Source organism: Sulfitobacter alexandrii (assembly GCF_001886735.1).
Lineage (GTDB): Bacteria > Pseudomonadota > Alphaproteobacteria > Rhodobacterales > Rhodobacteraceae > Sulfitobacter > Sulfitobacter alexandrii.
The window spans coordinates 3823212-3840209 of record NZ_CP018076.1; the positions used below are offsets into that span (position 1 = coordinate 3823212).

At 63.6% G+C, this 16998-nt stretch carries 15 protein-coding genes; 9 read left to right on the plus strand and 6 right to left on the minus strand.

All coding sequences use genetic code 11. From position 1 onward, the window contains the following. Positions 1 to 750 (minus strand): sulfite exporter TauE/SafE family protein, encoded by a 750-nt coding sequence (locus BOO69_RS18635; RefSeq protein ID WP_071973541.1) that lies wholly within the window; start codon positions 748 to 750, stop codon positions 1 to 3. A 111-nt stretch (positions 751 to 861) separates the two neighbouring features. Continuing rightward, positions 862 to 1557: a GntR family transcriptional regulator gene (locus BOO69_RS18640; protein ID WP_071973542.1), complete on the minus strand. Its 696-nt coding sequence runs from the start codon at positions 1555 to 1557 to the stop codon at positions 862 to 864. Between the two features lie 283 nt (positions 1558 to 1840). Between BOO69_RS18640 and BOO69_RS18645 the strand changes: the two genes are divergently transcribed. From BOO69_RS18645 to BOO69_RS18685, 9 genes are read left to right on the plus strand one after another with little or no spacing between them, the layout of a single operon-like run. Beyond that, complete coding sequence (locus BOO69_RS18645) at positions 1841 to 3412, plus strand: ABC transporter substrate-binding protein (RefSeq protein ID WP_083545597.1); 1572 nt, start codon at positions 1841 to 1843, stop codon at positions 3410 to 3412. A gap of 60 nt (positions 3413 to 3472) precedes the next feature. Further along, on the plus strand, positions 3473 to 4444 hold the full coding sequence (locus BOO69_RS18650; protein WP_071973543.1) for an ABC transporter permease: 972 nt from the start codon (positions 3473 to 3475) through the stop codon (positions 4442 to 4444). Then, positions 4441 to 5394 carry an ABC transporter permease gene (locus BOO69_RS18655; protein ID WP_071973544.1) on the plus strand — a complete coding sequence of 318 codons (954 nt, stop codon included), beginning with the start codon at positions 4441 to 4443 and terminating at the stop codon, positions 5392 to 5394. Before BOO69_RS18650 ends, BOO69_RS18655 begins: the two co-directional genes overlap by 4 nt. A 10-nt stretch (positions 5395 to 5404) precedes the next feature. After that, positions 5405 to 6601 (plus strand): amidohydrolase family protein, encoded by a 1197-nt coding sequence (locus BOO69_RS18660; RefSeq protein ID WP_071973545.1) that lies wholly within the window; start codon positions 5405 to 5407, stop codon positions 6599 to 6601. Further along, positions 6598 to 8082: a chlorohydrolase family protein gene (locus BOO69_RS18665; RefSeq protein ID WP_071973546.1), complete on the plus strand. Its 1485-nt coding sequence runs from the start codon at positions 6598 to 6600 to the stop codon at positions 8080 to 8082. Before BOO69_RS18660 ends, BOO69_RS18665 begins: the two co-directional genes overlap by 4 nt. A 17-nt stretch (positions 8083 to 8099) precedes the next feature. Beyond that, entirely contained in the window at positions 8100 to 9122 is a 1023-nt protein-coding gene (locus tag BOO69_RS18670; protein ID WP_071973922.1) for an ABC transporter ATP-binding protein, read from the plus strand. After that, positions 9119 to 10117, plus strand: coding sequence for an ABC transporter ATP-binding protein (locus tag BOO69_RS18675; RefSeq protein WP_071973547.1), 999 nt, complete (start codon positions 9119 to 9121; stop codon positions 10115 to 10117). The genes BOO69_RS18670 and BOO69_RS18675 overlap by 4 nt, the downstream gene beginning before the upstream one ends. Further along, positions 10117 to 10770: a flavin reductase family protein gene (locus tag BOO69_RS18680; protein WP_071973548.1), complete on the plus strand. Its 654-nt coding sequence runs from the start codon at positions 10117 to 10119 to the stop codon at positions 10768 to 10770. The genes BOO69_RS18675 and BOO69_RS18680 overlap by 1 nt, the downstream gene beginning before the upstream one ends. Then, positions 10770 to 11495 carry an aspartate/glutamate racemase family protein gene (locus BOO69_RS18685; protein WP_071973549.1) on the plus strand — a complete coding sequence of 242 codons (726 nt, stop codon included), beginning with the start codon at positions 10770 to 10772 and terminating at the stop codon, positions 11493 to 11495. Before BOO69_RS18680 ends, BOO69_RS18685 begins: the two co-directional genes overlap by 1 nt. 75 nt (positions 11496 to 11570) lie before the next feature. Here the strand turns inward: BOO69_RS18685 and gyrB are convergent, their stop codons facing one another. The 4 genes from gyrB to dnaN form a co-directional block, all read right to left on the minus strand. Then, positions 11571 to 13985: a DNA topoisomerase (ATP-hydrolyzing) subunit B gene (gyrB, locus tag BOO69_RS18690; RefSeq protein WP_071973550.1), complete on the minus strand. Its 2415-nt coding sequence runs from the start codon at positions 13983 to 13985 to the stop codon at positions 11571 to 11573. A gap of 78 nt (positions 13986 to 14063) precedes the next feature. Then, positions 14064 to 14684, minus strand: a complete 621-nt coding sequence (locus tag BOO69_RS18695) for a LysE family translocator (RefSeq protein WP_071973551.1) — start codon at positions 14682 to 14684, stop codon at positions 14064 to 14066. Continuing rightward, the gene (gene recF, locus BOO69_RS18700; RefSeq protein ID WP_071973552.1) at positions 14681 to 15778 is read right to left on the minus strand and encodes a DNA replication/repair protein RecF; all 1098 of its coding nucleotides are present in this window, start codon (positions 15776 to 15778) and stop codon (positions 14681 to 14683) included. Before recF ends, BOO69_RS18695 begins: the two co-directional genes overlap by 4 nt. A 58-nt stretch (positions 15779 to 15836) precedes the next feature. Further along, positions 15837 to 16955, minus strand: a complete 1119-nt coding sequence (dnaN, locus tag BOO69_RS18705) for a DNA polymerase III subunit beta (RefSeq protein ID WP_071973553.1) — start codon at positions 16953 to 16955, stop codon at positions 15837 to 15839. Positions 16956 to 16998: the final 43 nt, after the last annotated feature.

The following is a 16998-nucleotide window of genomic DNA, read 5'->3' on the forward strand; positions in this document are numbered from 1 at the left end:
CTAGGAGCCGGCCAGTTCCTGCAAGAGGATACCCAGCCCGACCAGCAAGGTCAGGCCGATCAGCACACGGCGGAACATGTCGTCTCCGATACGCCGAAAGACGTAGATGCCGATCTGGGCGGCGACCAGCCCGACCGGCAGGATCACGGCCAGCGCGCGGAGCGCGTCGGCGTCGTATGCGCCACGCATGGCCAGCAAGGTGACCGTCGTGCCCAGAATGGCGATGTTGTAGGGTTGCAGAACGGCACGGGTTTCCGCCCGCGGCCACGGCCTGAGGGAAACCCACATCACCGGCACGGCGCCCGATACCGATGCGGCACCGCCCATGATCCCGCCGACGAGCCCGACGACACCGTCCAGCACCGGCGTGGACCGCTCGAACCGGGGCAGGGCGCTGCGGAAGCTGAAGTAGCTTCCGTAGAGAACGAGAAAGACGCCGATCCCGATACGAAGGGTGCGGGCATCGATGGCGTGCAGGGTCAGCAGGCCGACGGGAACCCCGATGAGTCCGGGAAGGAGGAAACGCAGAAGGCGACGCTTGTTGGTGCGGATCTCGTGCCGCACGATCCACAGACCTTGGAGGCCGATCAGGATCGACATCAGCGCGACGATGGCAACCGCGGTGACCGGGTCCAGCACGATCAGAAAGAACCCGAGCGCGAAAAGTGCGGTACCCGTGCCGGACATACCGTTGATGAACCCGCCGCAAGCAGCCCCGGCGACGAGATATAGAACGGTCGTCAATGTCACGATGTCGTCGCTCCCGCGTCGCGCTCCTCTGGTGCGTTAGACCATACGCAACAATGCAAAGCCACATGGTGCTGCACCACGCGCCGACAGGCGGCCGGATGCTTGGGCGGATTACTTCGCGCCGTTTTCACGGTAACGGGACAGGATCTCGCCCACGTTGTCCCCGCCGCCGTCGCCCCTGTTCAGCAGCGCGCGATCCTGCACCCCATGCAGATGGCTGTGCATGAAGCCCATGGCTTTTTCCGCGTCGCCCGCCTCGATCGCCTTGATGATCTCGGCGTGTTCCTCCACCCCGCACTCGGCGGAGTGTACCTGCGCAAACCGGGCAAGGATCAGCGAACAGCGCGACACGATCTCGTTCACGTAACGTGCGAGAATCCGCGATCCCGTCAGTTCGGACAGCAGGATATGAAACTCTCCCGCAAGCCGGATCGACCGCGTCTGATCGTTTCCCAGGGTGGCCTGTTCCTCGGTCAGATGGGCCCTCAGCTTTGCGACGATGGGGGCGGGATCCATGGCGCAGAGCCGCTGCATCACCTCGCGCTCGAGGCACTGGCGCATGTCGAAGATGTCGTAGGCTTCTTCGATGGTCGGTTCGGCAACCGATGCGCCGCGGTTCGGCTGCATGTCGACCAGCCCTTCAGCGTCGAGCCGCACCAGGGCGTTGCGGACGACGGTCCGGCTGACGCCGAAGGTTTCCCCGATCGAATCCTCGGGGAGCTTCACCCCGGGCTTGAGGGCTTGCTCGATGATCGCGCGGCGCAGCGAATCGTATACGGGAAATGTACGGGTCGAAGACTTGTTCATGTTTTGCCATTTAACAGGTTGTGGGACATAAACCACAGATTTTATGCACGCAAAGTGACCGAATATCCAATTATTTAGGCATAATGGATACAAGATTGTATCCTTTATTATAACATTTTTGTAGACAGTAGCGAAATCGACCTTCTAATGTGGGCTCACCTCGACGCCAATCGCCTTGGGCCACCGCATGACAAAGTGGGCCCAGCGCATGTCGAGCGAAGAAAACTGAAAAAGACGGGATGCGGCTGCTTGCAGCATTGTATCCTCAAACGGGAGAATTCGTATGATCATCACGTCAGGCCGAAAGGTTGCGTTCTCGGTCGGGGTGGTTGCTGCATTGCTTGGCAGCAGTGCCATCGCCGAAACCATCAAGTGGGGTGCGCCGCGCGATATCGTGTCCCTGGACCCGTATTCCTACGGCGATAGCTACACCATCAACTTCCTCAATCACATCTACGAGGGGCTGGTCCGCTACAACCGCGATCTCGAGATCGAGCCCGCTCTGGCAACCGAGTGGGAGATCGTCTCTCCGACCACATGGCGCTTCAAGCTGCGCGAAGGCGTGACGTTCCATGATGGCGCGGCCTTCACCGCCGAGGACGTACTTGCGTCGCTCGAACGTGTCAGCGACGACAGTTCGCCGCTCAAGGGCAACCTGCCAGCCTACAAGAGCGCCACGGTCGTGGACGATCATACCATCGACATCGAACTCACCGGCGCCTATCCGCTCCTGCTCAACGACCTGACGAACATCCATATCTTCGACAAGGATTGGCTGGTCGCCAACAACGCCGAGAAGCCGACCGACGTCAGTGCCGGGGTCGAAGGGTATGCAACCTTCAACACCAACGGCACCGGCCCCTTCAAACTGGAATCGCGCACGCCGGAGGCGCAGACCATCCTCGTCAACTACGAAGGTTGGTGGGACGAGCCCGCGCACAACCTGACGCGGATCGAGTTCCAGCCGATCGCTTCGGCAGCGACACGGGTCGCCGCGCTGCTTTCGGGCGAAGTGGACTTCGTCGACAGCGCCCCGGTCCAGGATCTGCCACGTCTCGAAGCGGCCCCGAATGTTTCGGTGCTGGAACGCACCGACCTGCGGACCGTGATGCTGGGCTTCAATCGCCGCGACGAACTGGTCGGCGGCGGCGAGAATCCGATGAACGACTTGCGGGTCCGTCAGGCGATGCAGATGGCGGTCGACATGGAACTCATCCACGACAAGGTCATGCGTGGCAAGTCCCGCAATGCCGGCACGCTGGTCGCCCCATCCATACCCGGATACTCGGAGGCGCTCGACACGCCCGCCGAATACAATCCCGAGAAAGCCAAGGAGCTGCTTGCGGAGGCGGGCTATCCGGACGGCTTCGCGTTCGATTTCGTCTGCACCAACGAAAGCTACGTGAACGAAGAGCAGTTCTGTCAGGCGATCGCATCCATGTGGTCACGTGTCGGCCTGTCGCCGAAACTGGATATCGGCCCCACCGCGAAACAGACGCCAAAGCGCGCCAATGGGCAGGCCGATGTCTATACCATCGGCTGGGCGACGCTCCCGATGCTCGACACCTACTCGATCCTCGTACAGATGCTGCACACCAAGGAGGGCAACTCGGGCGTATTCAACTGGGGCGGCTGGTCCTACCCGGAGCTGGACAAGCTGACCCAATCGGCTTCGGTGGAGCTGGACCGGGACACCCGGCTTCAGATGGAAACCGACGCGCTCGAGATCGCGAGGAACGAACTGATCATGATGCCGCTGCACCAGCAGCCGATGGCCTGGGCGATCTCTTCCGATATCGGCGACATGCCGCAGTTCCCGGATAACAAGCCGCGCATGTGGTACGTGACAAAGTAGACCCGACACCCGCCGGGCAGCACGGTGGTGCTGCCCGCAATTCCTGCGAAAGGGGACCGCATGCTGGCCTTTCTCATCAAGCGCAGTGCCAACGCCATCTTCGTCATGCTGTCGGTGAGTTTTATCGCGTTCATGATCTTCCGCTTCGTCGGCGACCCGGTCGAGCTGATGCTGAACGAACAGGCGACCCAGGAACAGCGTGACGAGCTGCGCACGCGGCTGGGGCTGGATCAGACGTTCATCGCCCAATACGGCACATTCGTCGTAAACGCGGCACAGGGCGACTTCGGCATCTCCTTCCGCAACCAGCAGGACGTTCTGGCGATGATCGCCGAACGCTTTCCCGCCACCTTTGAACTGGTGATCGTCGCGACCATCATCTCGCTGGTGGTCGGCATCCCGATGGGGGTGATCACCGCGATCAGGCGCCAGACATGGTACGCGGAAACGATGCAATTCACCTCCATCATCGGCGTGTCGCTGCCCAGTTTTGTCGTGGGCATCGGGCTCATCCTGATCTTCTCAGTCTGGCTGGGCTGGTTCCCCGCCTTCGGGCGGGGGGACACCGTGCAGATCGGGTGGTGGTCAACCGGGCTTCTGACCCACTCGGGCCGCATGTCGATCATCCTTCCGGCGCTGTCGCTGTCGCTGTTTCAGATCACGCTGGTGATGCGACTGGTCCGGGCGGAGATGCTGGAGGTTCTGCGCTCGGACTTCATCAAGTTCGCCCGCGCCCGCGGCGTGCCCGCGCGCATCCTTCATTTCCGCCACGCTCTGCGCAACTGCCTGATGCCGGTCGTCACCATGACGGCGATGCAGATCGGTGGCCTGATCGCCTTTGCGCTGGTGACCGAAACGGTCTTTCAGTGGCCCGGCATGGGGCTGCTGTTCATCCAGGCGGTGACTTTCGTCGATGTGCCGATCATGGCCGCCTACCTGTGCATCGTGGCACTCATCTTCGTCCTGCTGAACACCATCGTGGACATCACCTACGCGATGATCGACCCCCGCCTGCGTGGAGCTGAAAAATGACCGATACGCCTTCTCCAGACATGCACCGCGCCGCACGGCCCGGTCGGCTGCAACGCATGCTCGAAAGCGATCTGTGGTGGAGCTTTCGCAAGTCCAAGGCCGCGGTGGGTGCTGCCATTGTTCTCGGCATCGTGATCGTTACCGCCTTTCTCGCGCCGGTGCTGTCGCCGCAGAACCCCTATGACCTGGCGGCGCTCGAACTCTGGAATGCCGAATTGCCGCCGATCTGGATGGAAGGGGGGCAGATGCCCTTCCTTCTTGGAACCGACGTGCAAGGCCGGGATATCCTGTCGGGAATTCTCTATGGCACGCGGGTCTCGATCTTCATCGGTCTGGCATCGGTGATCGTGTCGCTGGCCGTGGGCGTGATGGCCGGGCTCATGGCAGGCTACTACGGCGGATGGGTCGATAGCTTGCTGATGCGGGTGGGCGACGTGTTGCTGTCGATCCCGATCATCCTGGTCGCCATCCTCGTCAGCTCCGTGGCGCAGGCGATGCTGCCACCCCAGTTCCGCGAAGCCGGCGTGTCGATGGTGCTGGTCCTCGCGATCGCCCTGTATTCATGGGTTCAGTATGCCCGTGTCGTGCGCGCGCAGACGATGGTGGAACGCCGCAAGGAATACGTGCAGGCCTCCCGCCTTGTCGGAACGCCCGCGCGGCGGCTGATGCTCAAGCACATTCTGCCGAACACGCTGACACCCGTTTTCGTTGCCGCGACACTGAATTTCGGTCTCGCGATCCTGATCGAGGCCACGCTTTCCTTCCTTGGCGTGGGGATGCCGCCGAACCAGCCGTCGCTCGGTACCCTCATTCGGGTCGGCAATCAGTACCTGTTCTCGGGGTCGTGGTGGATCGTGCTGTTTCCGTCGATCCAGCTTTGCATCCTCGTGGTTGCGGTCAACATGCTGGGCGACTGGCTGCGTGACGCGCTGAACCCCAAGTTGCGATAGGAGCCCATAGATGAGCAATCTCCTGATAAGAAACGTCCGCATCATGGACGGCGATGCCGCGGACATCCGGATACGCGACGGTGTGATCGCAGACATTGCCCCGGAACTGGAGCCCGGTGACGCGGAGACGGTGGACGGCGGGGGGCACATCGCGATCCCGGCACTGGTTGATGCGCATACGCACCTCGACAAGTCCCTGCTGGGTCTGCCGTGGTACAAGAACGATGTGGGCGGTGGCAGCCTGATCGGCATGATCGAAAACGAACGCCGCATCAAGAGGGCGCTCGATTACGATGCGCATGTCCAGTCCATGCGACACGCGCTCAGAACCGTGGCCTACGGTGGTACGATGATCCGCAGCCATGTGGACATCGATACCGAGGGCGGGCTTCGTGCGCTGGAAGGCGTGCAGCAAACCGCGGAGAAGCTTGCGCAGGTCGTCGAGATCGAGACGGTCGCCTTTCCGCAGTCGGGTCTGATGATCCGCGAGGGGACAGCCGAGCTGATGGACCGGGCGCTGGAGATGGGCGCGCATCTGGTGGGCGGCCTTGATCCCTGCGCGGTGGACCGCGATCCCAAGGGCCACCTCGACACGATCTTCGCCCTGGCCGAGAAGCACGGCAAGGGCATCGACATTCACCTTCACGAGGGCGGCGAGATGGGGCTGTTCTCGATGGACATGATCCTCGAACGGACCGAAGCGCTCGACATGAAGGGGATGGTCACGATCAGCCATGCCTTCTGTCTCGGCATGCCGGACTTCCGGCGCGTGGATGCGATGCTCGGTCGGCTTGCCGCACTCGACGTTGCGATCATGACCACCGCGCCCAGCTCGTCTCCGGCGCCACTGGTCCGCGAACTGGATGCGCGCGGCATCCGCATCGGCGCGGGCAACGACGGATTTCAGGACACTTGGGGGCCTTATGGCAATGGGGACATGCTGGAACGGGCAAAGGTCGTGGGCCAGCGCAACAACCTGCGGATGGACAGTGAAGTGAAACGGGCGCTCGATATCTGCACGGGGGGTGGTGCGGTGGCCATGGGCAAGCCGCGGTTCGCCCTCGAAACCGGCGCGCCCGGCGATCTCGTCCTCGTGTCGGGGGACACCGTGGTCCAGTCCGTGGTGAGCCATGCCCCGCGCAAGCTGGTGGTCAAGGCTGGACGCGTCGTCGCACGCGACGGCAAAACCCTGATCGACGCGCCGTGACGCCGTTCGACCAGATACCCCTTGGCACCCGCCCGCAGGGCCGTTGGGCCGTCACCGCGCAATGGGTGCTGGCGGATATGCCTGCGGGCCGTCGGCTGATCCCATATGGAGAAGTGGTTGTCGAAGGGAACAGCGTCATCCACGTCGGATCCCGGTTCGAAGGAGACGTCGCCGCCCGCTTCGACCTGGGAAACGCGCTGATCGCGCCCGGCTTTGTCGATCTAGACGCACTGTCGGACCTCGATACGACCCTGCTTGCCTTTGACAACTGGCCTTCCAAGGCAAAGGGCCGCGTGTGGCCGCGCAGCTATGTCGACCGTGGTCCTTACGAGATGTACGAGCCCGACGAACTTGAATTCCAGAAGAAGTTCGCTTTCGCGCAGCTCCTGCTGAACGGGATCACCTCGGCGGCGCCCATCGCCTCGCTCTTCTACAGGGCGTGGGGCGAGACGGTGGCGGAATTCGATGCGGCGGCGAAAGCGGCCGAGGAAATGGGTCTGCGTGTATGGCTCGGGCCTGCGTACCGTTCCGGCGGTATGGTGGTGGAAACCGACGGCTCTCTGACAGCGGAGTTCGACGAGGCCCGCGGCCTGCAGGGGTTGGAGCAGGCGATCGGCTTTGCCAGCCGGCACGCGGGGGGCGATCTGGTCCGTCCGATGCTGGCGCCGGACCGGGTGGAAACCTGTACCGAGACCCTCCTGCGGCGGACGATGGCAGCGGCGGAGGAACTGGATTGTCCGGTACGCCTGCACATGGCCCAGGGGGAAATGGAGCGTGACACCGTCAAGGCGCTGCACGGCGCGACCGCGCCGCAATGGCTGGACGGGATCGGTGCGCTTGGCCCGCGCCTTCTGGCACCGCATGCGACAGTCGCGACAGATGACGATCTGCGGCGCTACGCGGACAACGGCGTCAGCGTCGTGCATTGCCCGCTGGTCAGCGCCCGGCATGGCGGCGCGCTCAGGTCCTTTGCCGGTCTGCGACGCAAGAAGGTCCGCGTCGCGATGGGCACCGATACCGCGCCGCCGGACATGGTGCTGAACATGGCCGTCGGGGTGATGATGTGCCGCACCGTGGACAACGACATCGCGGCCTGCACCGCGGCGGATTTCATGAACGCGGCCACGCTGGAGGGCGGTGCGGCGCTTGGACGGGATGATATCGGTGTGCTGCGCGCCGGGGGGAAGGCGGACTTTGCGGTCTTCGACCTGAACGATCCTGCCATGGCCCCCACGATCGACCCGGTTCAGACACTCGTTCTGGGTGCGTCGGGCCGCGTGACCCGCGCGACGGTCGTGGATGGGCGGCTGTCCATGCGGGATGGATCGGTGGCAGGGATCGACATGGCGGCGGCCCGCCGCCGGGCGCAGGCCCAGTTTGACGGGTTGCTTGCCAAGTATCCGGAACGCACGGCAGGTCATCCGCCGCTGTCCGAAATTTTCCCCCCTTCCTATCCCCTGGCGGAAGGTGCCGAGACATGAAGGAGCATCCAGTGAACATGCAGACCTTTGACCACAGCAATGACCTGCGCGACGTCCGATCCTCCCCCGGCCAGCCCGTGCTCGAGGTGAGCAATCTGAGCGTGGAGTTCCCGACACGGCGCGGTGTGCTGACCGCCATCGACGGCGTGTCGATGCGGATCGAACCCGGTGAGATCCTCGGCGTTGTCGGGGAAAGTGGGGCAGGCAAGTCCATCACCGGGCTCGCGGTGCTGGGACTTCTGGAAGCACCCGGACGCATCGCAGCGGGCGAGATTCATCTCTCGGGCCGGCGTATCGACCGGCTCAGCGAGAAGGAACTGACCCGGATCAGAGGATGCGAGATGGGCGCGATCTTTCAGGATCCCCTGACGGCCCTGAACCCGCTATTCACCGTCGGCGCGCAGCTCGAGGAAACGATCCGCCTGCATTCGGACCTCTCTCGCGAGGCTGCTCGGGAGCGTGCACTGCATCTTCTGAAAGAGGTGGGCATTCCCGCCCCGCGCGAACGGCTCTCGCAGTATCCGCACCAGTTTTCCGGCGGGATGCGGCAGCGGGTGGTGATCGCGCTGGCCCTCGCGGCCGAGCCTGCGCTGATCATCGCGGACGAACCGACGACGGCTCTGGACGTGTCGATCCAGGCGCAGATCACGACGCTGTTGCGGCGTCTGTGCAAGGACCATCGCACCGGCATCATGCTGGTGACGCATGACATGGGCGTCATCGCCGAAACCGCGGACAGGGTGGCGGTAATGTATTCCGGGCGGATCGTCGAAACCGGGCGGGTAGAGGACGTCATTCACAATGCGCAACATCCCTATACCAAGGGTCTGATGGCGGCGATCCCCAGCCTGCACGAGAGGGTCGACAACCTGAGCCAGATCGACGGATCGATGCCCCGGCTGAACGCGCGGCCCTCGGGCTGCGCATTCAACCCGCGTTGTCCCATGGCCGGCCCCCGGTGCCGCAGCGAAGCACCGCGGCTGGTGCCGGCCGGTCCGAACGAGGCGGCCTGTTTCCTGCATGACGGAGGGGTGGCATGACACATTCAGAACCGATCCTGACCCTTGCGGAGGTGTCGAAATCCTTTGACGTTTCCGCGCCTTGGCTGAACCGCGTGCTGGAGCGCAAGGACAAGCTGTATGTCCAGGCGGTATCCGAAGTCAGCTTCGAGGTGCCAAGAGGTAGCTGCTTCAGCATCGTGGGCGAATCGGGATGTGGAAAATCGACCATCGCCCGTCTGGTCACGGGGCTCTACCGGACGACAGCGGGCGATATCCGCTTTGGCAAGGGTACCGGGGACCAGCCCGTGCGCGTGCAGATGATCTTTCAGGACCCGCAGTCGAGCCTGAACCCGCGGTGGCGCGTCGGCGACATCATCGCCGAACCCATCCGCGAGATGAAGCTGCGCGACACTGACGAACAGGCGCGGGACCGTGTCGCGGAACTGCTGGGTATCGTGGGACTTGCCGCGGACGATGCCGCGAAATATCCCCACGAATTCTCGGGTGGGCAGAGGCAGCGCATTTCGATCGCACGTGCCCTGGCCTCCGAGCCCGAGCTGCTGGTCTGTGACGAGCCGACGTCGGCGCTCGACGTTTCCGTACAGGCTCAGATCCTCAATCTGATGCGGCGGCTGCAAAAGGAACTGGGGCTCACCTATCTTTTCATCAGCCATGACCTGAGCGTGGTGCGGCACATGTCGGACACGATCGCGGTCATGTATCTGGGCCGGATCGTCGAGATGGGCCCGGCGGAGCGGCTGTTTGCCCAACCCCGGCATCCCTATTCAAGGCTGCTGCTGGGCACCATACCGGACATCCACGACCCCAACCGTGACCGCGTCCTTGCAGCCGGGGAGCCACCCAGCCCGCTGAACCCGCCGCCGGGGTGCACGTTTCACCCGCGCTGTCCGCTGGCAAACGAACGGTGCCGGGCCGAGATGCCCGAGCTGATCGCGCAGGACAGGACAGCCGTGCGCTGCCACGCCGTGGCCGAAGGCCGTGACGGGGACACCAGGATCAGCGAGGCCGTCTGATGCAGTTCGATTTCACGGATCTTCCGGCGGCGGACCGCTATCGCCTGCTGACGAACTTCATCGGGCCGAGGCCCATCGCGCTGATCACGACGCGCGCCGAAGCGGGCCACGACAATGCGGCCCCGATGAGTTTCTTCAACGTCTTCGCGCATGAACCCCCGATCGTGATCGTCGGTTTCAGCGCGCGTCCCGATGGCAGCGAGAAGGACACGCTGTCGAACCTGCGCCGGACCGAGGAGTTCTGCGTCAACATGGTGGACATGGAGCTGGCCGATCAGATGATCCTTTGCGGTGTCAACTTTGCCGCCGACGTGGACGAGCTCGATTTCGCGGGGCTGGAGGCCGCCGCGTGCACCCAGATCAACGCGTCGCGCCTGCAGCGGACGCCGTGCGCCATGGAATGCCGGATCGAGCGGATCATCGACTTTCCGGGGCGGGCCATCGTCCTAGGGCAGGTGGTCGAAATGCATGTACGTGACGATTGTCTGGATGCGCAGGGCCGATACGTGGACCCGTCGGTCTATCAACCCATCGCCCGCCTGCACGGTGACAATTACATCGTCAGCGACCGGCAGTTCGAGCTCAAGAAACCGGCGGAGATGTCCGCCCACGAGGTGGCGCAGTTGGCACCAAGTGAACCGGAGAAGCCCTGATGCGCATACATATCGTAAATCCCAATTCGAGCACCGGCATGACCGAGCAGATCGCCAAGGTCGCGCGGCGGTATGCATCGGCGGGAACGACCCTGGATGTCACCTGCGGGACGGGGGCGCCGGCATCCATCGAGGGATATACGGACGAAGCGATCTCGGTACCGATCATGCTCGACCAGATCCGGGCGGCGGAAACACGCGGGGCAGATGCCCATGTGATCGCCTGTTTCGACGATCCCGGGTTGGCGGCCGCGCGCGAGATCGCCCAAGGCCCGGTGATCGGCCTGTGCGAGGCGTCGACCCGCGTGGCCATGATGCTGTCCAGCAGGTTCTCCATCGTGACGACCCTTGCCCGTTCCGTCCCCATCATAGAGGACCTGGCGGATGCATACGGTGCCGGACGGCGGTGTCGCCGGGTCAGGGCGATCGATATGCCGGTGCTCGCGGTCGAGGAGGAGCCTGAGCGTTGCGCCGAACTTCTCGCGGCCGAGATCCGCCGCGCGCGGAAGGAGGACAACGCCGAGGCCGTCGTGCTGGGCTGTGCCGGGATGGCCGACCTCTGCATCCGGCTCACCAAGGAAACCGGGGTGCTGGTGATCGACGGTGTGACAGCCGCCGTCCGGCTGAGTGAAGCGCTGGTCGGGATGCGCTACGCGACGTCGAAACTCGGTGCCTACGCGGCACCACGTTCAAAAGCCGGCGGTTTCCCGCGAGAGGTGGCATGATGCGGTCGCAGGCGGCCGCTCTGCCTTTGCGTAAGAAAGCGGACCGCGCAAGGTTATGCGCGATCCTGTAGTGACTCAGAAGTCCAGGTTCTCGACGCTCAGCGCGTTCTGCTGGATGAATTCACGACGGGGCTCGACCACATCGCCCATCAGCTTGGTGAATAGGTCGTCGGCTTCGGCCATGTCTTCCACCTTGACCCGCAGAAGGGTGCGCGCCTCGGGGTCGAGCGTGGTTTCCCACAACTGATCCGGGTTCATCTCGCCCAGCCCCTTGTAGCGTTGGAGGGACAGGCCTTTCTCGCCTTCGGCAAGGATCGCTTCCAGAAGGTCCATCGGTCCATGGATCAACTGGGTTCGGTCCTTCCTGACAAGGGTCGCGGGCAGGTCGTAGACATCCTGCAGATGCTCCGTGAAGGTGCCGGACTTCTTTGCCTCGCCGGAGCGGAGCATCTTGCCGTCCAGCGTCCGCACCTCTTCGACACCGCGAAGAATGCGGGCCAGGCGGATACCATGATCCTGGGTGATCCGCCCCTGCCAGCCGCGTTCGTATTCCAACGCGATCAGGTCCAGCCGCTTGGCCACCTTGTCGGCGACACCTTGCAGGTCGCGATCCACCGCACCCGGCACGAACGCCCCCGCAATCGCCGCCTGCTCCACGATGTGCCGGGGATAATGCGTCGGAAAAGCCTCCAGCACGCGGCGCATCTGGCGGGCAAGGTCGACCACGCGGGCAAGGTCCTGCCCCGTGATCTCCTCGCCGTTGCCCTGACGCAGCATCGCCCCATCGATACCCTGCTGGATCAGGTAGTCCTCCATCGCGGCCTGATCCTTGAGGTAGACCTCGGACTTGCCCCGCGTCACCTTGTAGAGCGGTGGCTGCGCGATGTAGAGGTGCCCGTGTTCAATGAGTTCGGGCATCTGGCGGTAGAAGAACGTCAGCAGCAGCGTACGGATGTGCGCCCCGTCGACGTCGGCGTCGGTCATGATGACGATCTTGTGGTAACGCAGCTTGCTCAGGTTGAACTCGTCGCGCCCGATCCCGGTCCCCAGTGCCATGACGAGGTTGCCGATCTCCTGGCTTCCCAGCATGCGGTCGAACCGCGCGCGTTCCACGTTCAGGATCTTGCCCTTGAGCGGAAGGATCGCCTGCGTCTGCCGGTCCCGACCGGTCTGGGCCGAGCCGCCGGCGCTGTCCCCTTCGACGAGGAAGACTTCGGTCTTGGCGGGGTCTTTCTCAGAGCAGTCCTTGAGCTTGCCGGCAAGGAAGTTCACGTCCATCGCCGTCTTGCGCCGGGTCAGGTCGCGCGCCTTGCGGGCGGCCTCGCGGGCATGGGCGGCTTCGATGATCTTGCCGACGACGATCTTGGCTTCGTTCGGGTTTTCCTCGAACCACTCCGCCAGTTTCTCGTTCATCAGACCCTCGACCGCCGGTCGCACCTCGGACGAAACCAGCTTGTCCTTCGTCTGGCTCGAGAACTTGGGGTCGGGCACCTTGACCGACAGTACGCAGGTCAGCCCCTCGCGCGCGTCGTCGCCGGTGAAGGACACTTTTTCCTTCTTGGCGATGCCGCTGGACTGCGCGTAGTTGTTGATGGTTCGGGTCAGGGCCCCGCGAAACCCGGCCATGTGCGTGCCGCCGTCGCGCTGCGGGATGTTGTTGGTGAAGGGCAGCACGTTTTCGTGGTAACTGTCGTTCCACCACATCGCGACTTCGACGCCGATGTCGTCCTTTTCACCGGTGATGAAGATCGGTTCCGCCATGACGGAAGACTTGTGCCGGTCGAGGTACTTGACGAATTCCTTTACGCCGCCCTCGTAATAGAGTTCGGTCTGCAGGCTTTCGACCGGGCGCTCGTCGCGCAGGATGATCCGAACGCCTGAGTTCAGGAAAGCCAGTTCACGCAGGCGTTTCTCCAGCGTTTCGAAACTGTAGTCGAGGTTCGAGAACGTGGCGGTGGACGCCATGAAGCGGACTTCGGTTCCGGTGCGGTCCGTGGGTCCGACGACGCGCAGATGTTCGGTAGTGAAGCCGCCCTCGAACCGCGCGACATGCTCATTCCCCTCGCGCCAGATGCGCAGTTCAAGCCAGTCGGACAGGGCGTTCACGACGGATACACCCACGCCGTGCAGACCACCGGACACCTTGTAGCTGTTACTGTCGAATTTGCCGCCCGCGTGCAGCTGGGTCATGATGACCTCGGCCGCGGACACGCCCTCTTCCTCGTGGATTCCGACCGGAATCCCGCGGCCATTGTCGCTGACGGAAACCGAGGAATCGTCGTGGATCGTCACGGTAACGGCGTCCGCGTGGCCCGCCAGCGCCTCGTCGATGCCGTTGTCCACGACCTCGTAGACCATGTGGTGCAGGCCCGACCCGTCATCGGTGTCGCCGATGTACATGCCGGGGCGCTTGCGGACAGCCTCTAACCCTTTGAGAACCTTAATGGAATTGGCGCCGTATTCTTCCGGCGTCTGCTCAGTCTCGGACATTCGGGAAAACCTTTTTCTATTGCCCGATTTATAGTGTTTTCCTGCAGGAATGTCACGCGTTCGACACCAGATTTTGTGTCAGATCAACGGGATCAGGAGGCCCACGCAAATGAGCAGCAGGCCGGAGACGACATTGATCCGGCGCAGGATGCGGGGGTTGGTCAGAAGCGTTCGGATCCGGTCAACGCCGGCCGCGAGGATCAGGTTGCCGACCAGCGGAATGATGACCGAAACCGCAACGATCGCGGTCAGATCCTGCCATGTCACCACCCGAAGGTCGAAGAACCCCGGCAGCACGCCGACATAGAAGAGCACCGCCTTTGGATTGCCAAGGATCGCGATCAGCCCGGCCACGAAACCGGCCCACATGCCGGGCCGCGTCAGGCGGCTGTCACGGTCCGGGGTCGCCTCCCGATGGCGGATCAGCAGGATGCCCATGACAAGGAAGACGAGGCACGCGACGCCACGCAGGACGACCATGAAGACATCGAATACCGACAGGATCCAGGTGATCCCCAAGGCTGCCACCAACGGCCATAGCAAGTCGCCGATGGACACGCCCAGCGCGAGCGGCCAGGCCGCGCGAAATCCGCCCGACATCGCCCTTGCCATCATCGCGACCATCACCGGTCCGGGGGTGATGAACAGCGCCACCATGGCACCGGCATAGAGCAGAAGATCATGCAGAGAGACGGTCACGATCCCGGACCTATCCTTGAAGCACCCTCTTCATCGGTCACCTCGAAAACCTGCGCGCGGTCGCCGAGATCGGTGAAAAGCTCGGCGCCTGTGCCAGTCATCCAGGCCTGCGCACCCAGCGCCGAAATCTCGTCGTACAACGCGGCGCGCCGACCCGCATCCAGATGTGCTGCGACTTCGTCCAGCAACAACAGCGGCGGTGCGCCGAAATCGGCGGCAAGCGCGCGGGCATTGGCGAGAATCAGCGAGACGAGGAGCGCCTTCTGCTCGCCGGTGGAGCAGTCGCGGGCGGGCACACCCTTGGCCGCAAACACGCCTTCCAGGTCCGCCCTATGCGGTCCGATCAGGGTCCGTCCCGCCGACAGGTCACGCATCCGGTTGGCCGCAAGCGCATTGCGCAGGCCCTCGGCGGTGTCCGGCATGTCGCACAGCAGATCGAGCGTGGCCGTGGGAAAGGCGGTCTCGGCCTGGTCCTGCGCTTCCGCGATCGCCTGCAGGGCGTTCTGGCGGTTCGCATGGATCGCCGCACCGGATTCCGCCATCGCGCTTTCCAGCGCCAGATACCACGACGGTTCGCGGACCATGTCCTTCAACAGACGGTTACGTTCGCGCATCGCTTTTTCGTAGCGCAGCGTATGCTCGGCGTGGTCCGGCAGAAAGCTGAGTGTCATGCGGTCGAGAAATCGCCGCCGCCCTTCCGCCCCCTCTATCCAGAGCCTGTCCATGGACGGCACCAGCCACAGAACCCGCGCAATCCGGCCAAGAGACGTCTGCGCCGCCGCCTTGCCGTCGATACGGGTCTGGCGGGCCGCGCCCTCCTCGGACCAGATTTCGATCTCGTGGGTCTGCAGGTGCGAATGCAGGATACCCGTCACCTTCCAGCCCAGTGCCTCCGGCCTGCGGGTCATGTCCTGCGCGCTTGACCGGCGCAGCCCCCGACCCGGCGAAAACAGCGATATAGCCTCGAGAATGTTGGTCTTGCCAGCCCCGTTTGGACCATGCAGCGCGACAGGGCGGTCATCGCAATCAATGACGCTGTGCCTGTGCGACCTGAAGTGCGACAGGGTGAGTTGCGAAATCGATAGCCCGGTCATGGATCAGAACCGATCATCTCGACGAACTCGGTCCGGGGTCGGCAAGTCCCCCGGTGCGTCACACCCGCATCGGCATGACGACGTAAACCGCGGACATGTCGTTGCCTTCGCGCATTAGGGTCGGATCGCCGGAGGAGTTGAAGAGGAACACGGCGTTCTCACGGTCGACCTGGCTTGCGATTTCGAGCAGGTATTTCGCGTTGAATCCGATCTCAAGCCGTTCGTCGCCATAGGCGACGGCCAGTTCTTCCTCGGCGGCGCCGCTGTCGGGGGCATTTACCGACAGGATCAGGCGGTCCTCGTCCAACTGCAGTTTGACGGCACGGGAGCGTTCCGAGCTCACGGTGGCCACGCGGTCCACGGCCTGGGCAAACTCGGCCGCGTCCACCTCCATCTTGCGTGTGTTGCCCTGCGGAATAACGCGGGTGTAGTCGGGGAACGTCCCGTCGATCACCTTGGAAGTCAGGGTGATTTCCGGCGTGGCAAAGCGCACCTTGGTCTCGGATACCGACACGGCGATCTTCATGTCGTCATCTTCCAGCAGCTTGCGAAGCTCACCGACTGTCTTGCGTGGCACGATCACGCCGGGCATCTCCGCCGCGCCATCGGGCAATTCCGCATCGATACGGGCCAGGCGGTGGCCGTCGGTCGCCACGCAGCGCAGCACGCGGCCCCCGTCACCTTCGGCGACATGCATGTAGACGCCGTTCAGATAGTAACGCGTTTCCTCGGTCGAGATGGCAAATTTCGACTTGTCGAACAGCCGCCGCAGCACGGGGGCGGGCGCGCTGAAATTCGAGGCGTATTCCGACGATGCCATGACCGGGAAATCCTCGCGCGGGAGGGTCGCCAAGCTGAAGTTGGAGCGGCCGGCCTCGACGGTCAGGCGGCCCGCGGCGCTGTCCGCGGTCAGATTGACAAGCGCACCGTCAGGCAGCTTGCGGACAATTTCGTGCAGCAGGGTAGCGGAAACCGTCGTGGCGCCCGCACGTTCGACCTGTGCGCCGACCTTGTCCACCACCTCGATATCCAGATCCGTGGCCCGAAACGACACGTCGCTTCCCTCGGCTTCGATCAGGACGTTGGCGAGGATCGGGATCGTGTTGCGCCGTTCGACGACGGATTGAGCCTGGCTGACCGCCTTGAGCAATGCGGCGCGTTCGATGCTGAATTTCATGTGGCTTCTCCGTCAGACCCGTCGGGAGGGGCAAACTACCGGC

What these genes read in the sequence shown, in the direction of transcription:
- BOO69_RS18640 (WP_071973542.1), bottom strand. Translation starts at nt 1,557, where the DNA reads ATGAACAAGTCTTCGACCCGTACATTTCCCGTATACGATTCGCTGCGC.
- BOO69_RS18645 (WP_083545597.1), top strand. Translation starts at nt 1,841, where the DNA reads ATGATCATCACGTCAGGCCGAAAGGTTGCGTTCTCGGTCGGGGTGGTT.
- BOO69_RS18650 (WP_071973543.1), top strand. Translation starts at nt 3,473, where the DNA reads ATGCTGGCCTTTCTCATCAAGCGCAGTGCCAACGCCATCTTCGTCATG.
- BOO69_RS18655 (WP_071973544.1), top strand. Translation starts at nt 4,441, where the DNA reads ATGACCGATACGCCTTCTCCAGACATGCACCGCGCCGCACGGCCCGGT.
- BOO69_RS18660 (WP_071973545.1), top strand. Translation starts at nt 5,405, where the DNA reads ATGAGCAATCTCCTGATAAGAAACGTCCGCATCATGGACGGCGATGCC.
- BOO69_RS18670 (WP_071973922.1), top strand. Translation starts at nt 8,100, where the DNA reads ATGCAGACCTTTGACCACAGCAATGACCTGCGCGACGTCCGATCCTCC.
- BOO69_RS18675 (WP_071973547.1), top strand. Translation starts at nt 9,119, where the DNA reads ATGACACATTCAGAACCGATCCTGACCCTTGCGGAGGTGTCGAAATCC.
- BOO69_RS18680 (WP_071973548.1), top strand. Translation starts at nt 10,117, where the DNA reads ATGCAGTTCGATTTCACGGATCTTCCGGCGGCGGACCGCTATCGCCTG.
- BOO69_RS18685 (WP_071973549.1), top strand. Translation starts at nt 10,770, where the DNA reads ATGCGCATACATATCGTAAATCCCAATTCGAGCACCGGCATGACCGAG.
- gyrB (WP_071973550.1), bottom strand. Translation starts at nt 13,985, where the DNA reads ATGTCCGAGACTGAGCAGACGCCGGAAGAATACGGCGCCAATTCCATT.
- recF (WP_071973552.1), bottom strand. Translation starts at nt 15,778, where the DNA reads ATGACCGGGCTATCGATTTCGCAACTCACCCTGTCGCACTTCAGGTCG.
- dnaN (WP_071973553.1), bottom strand. Translation starts at nt 16,955, where the DNA reads ATGAAATTCAGCATCGAACGCGCCGCATTGCTCAAGGCGGTCAGCCAG.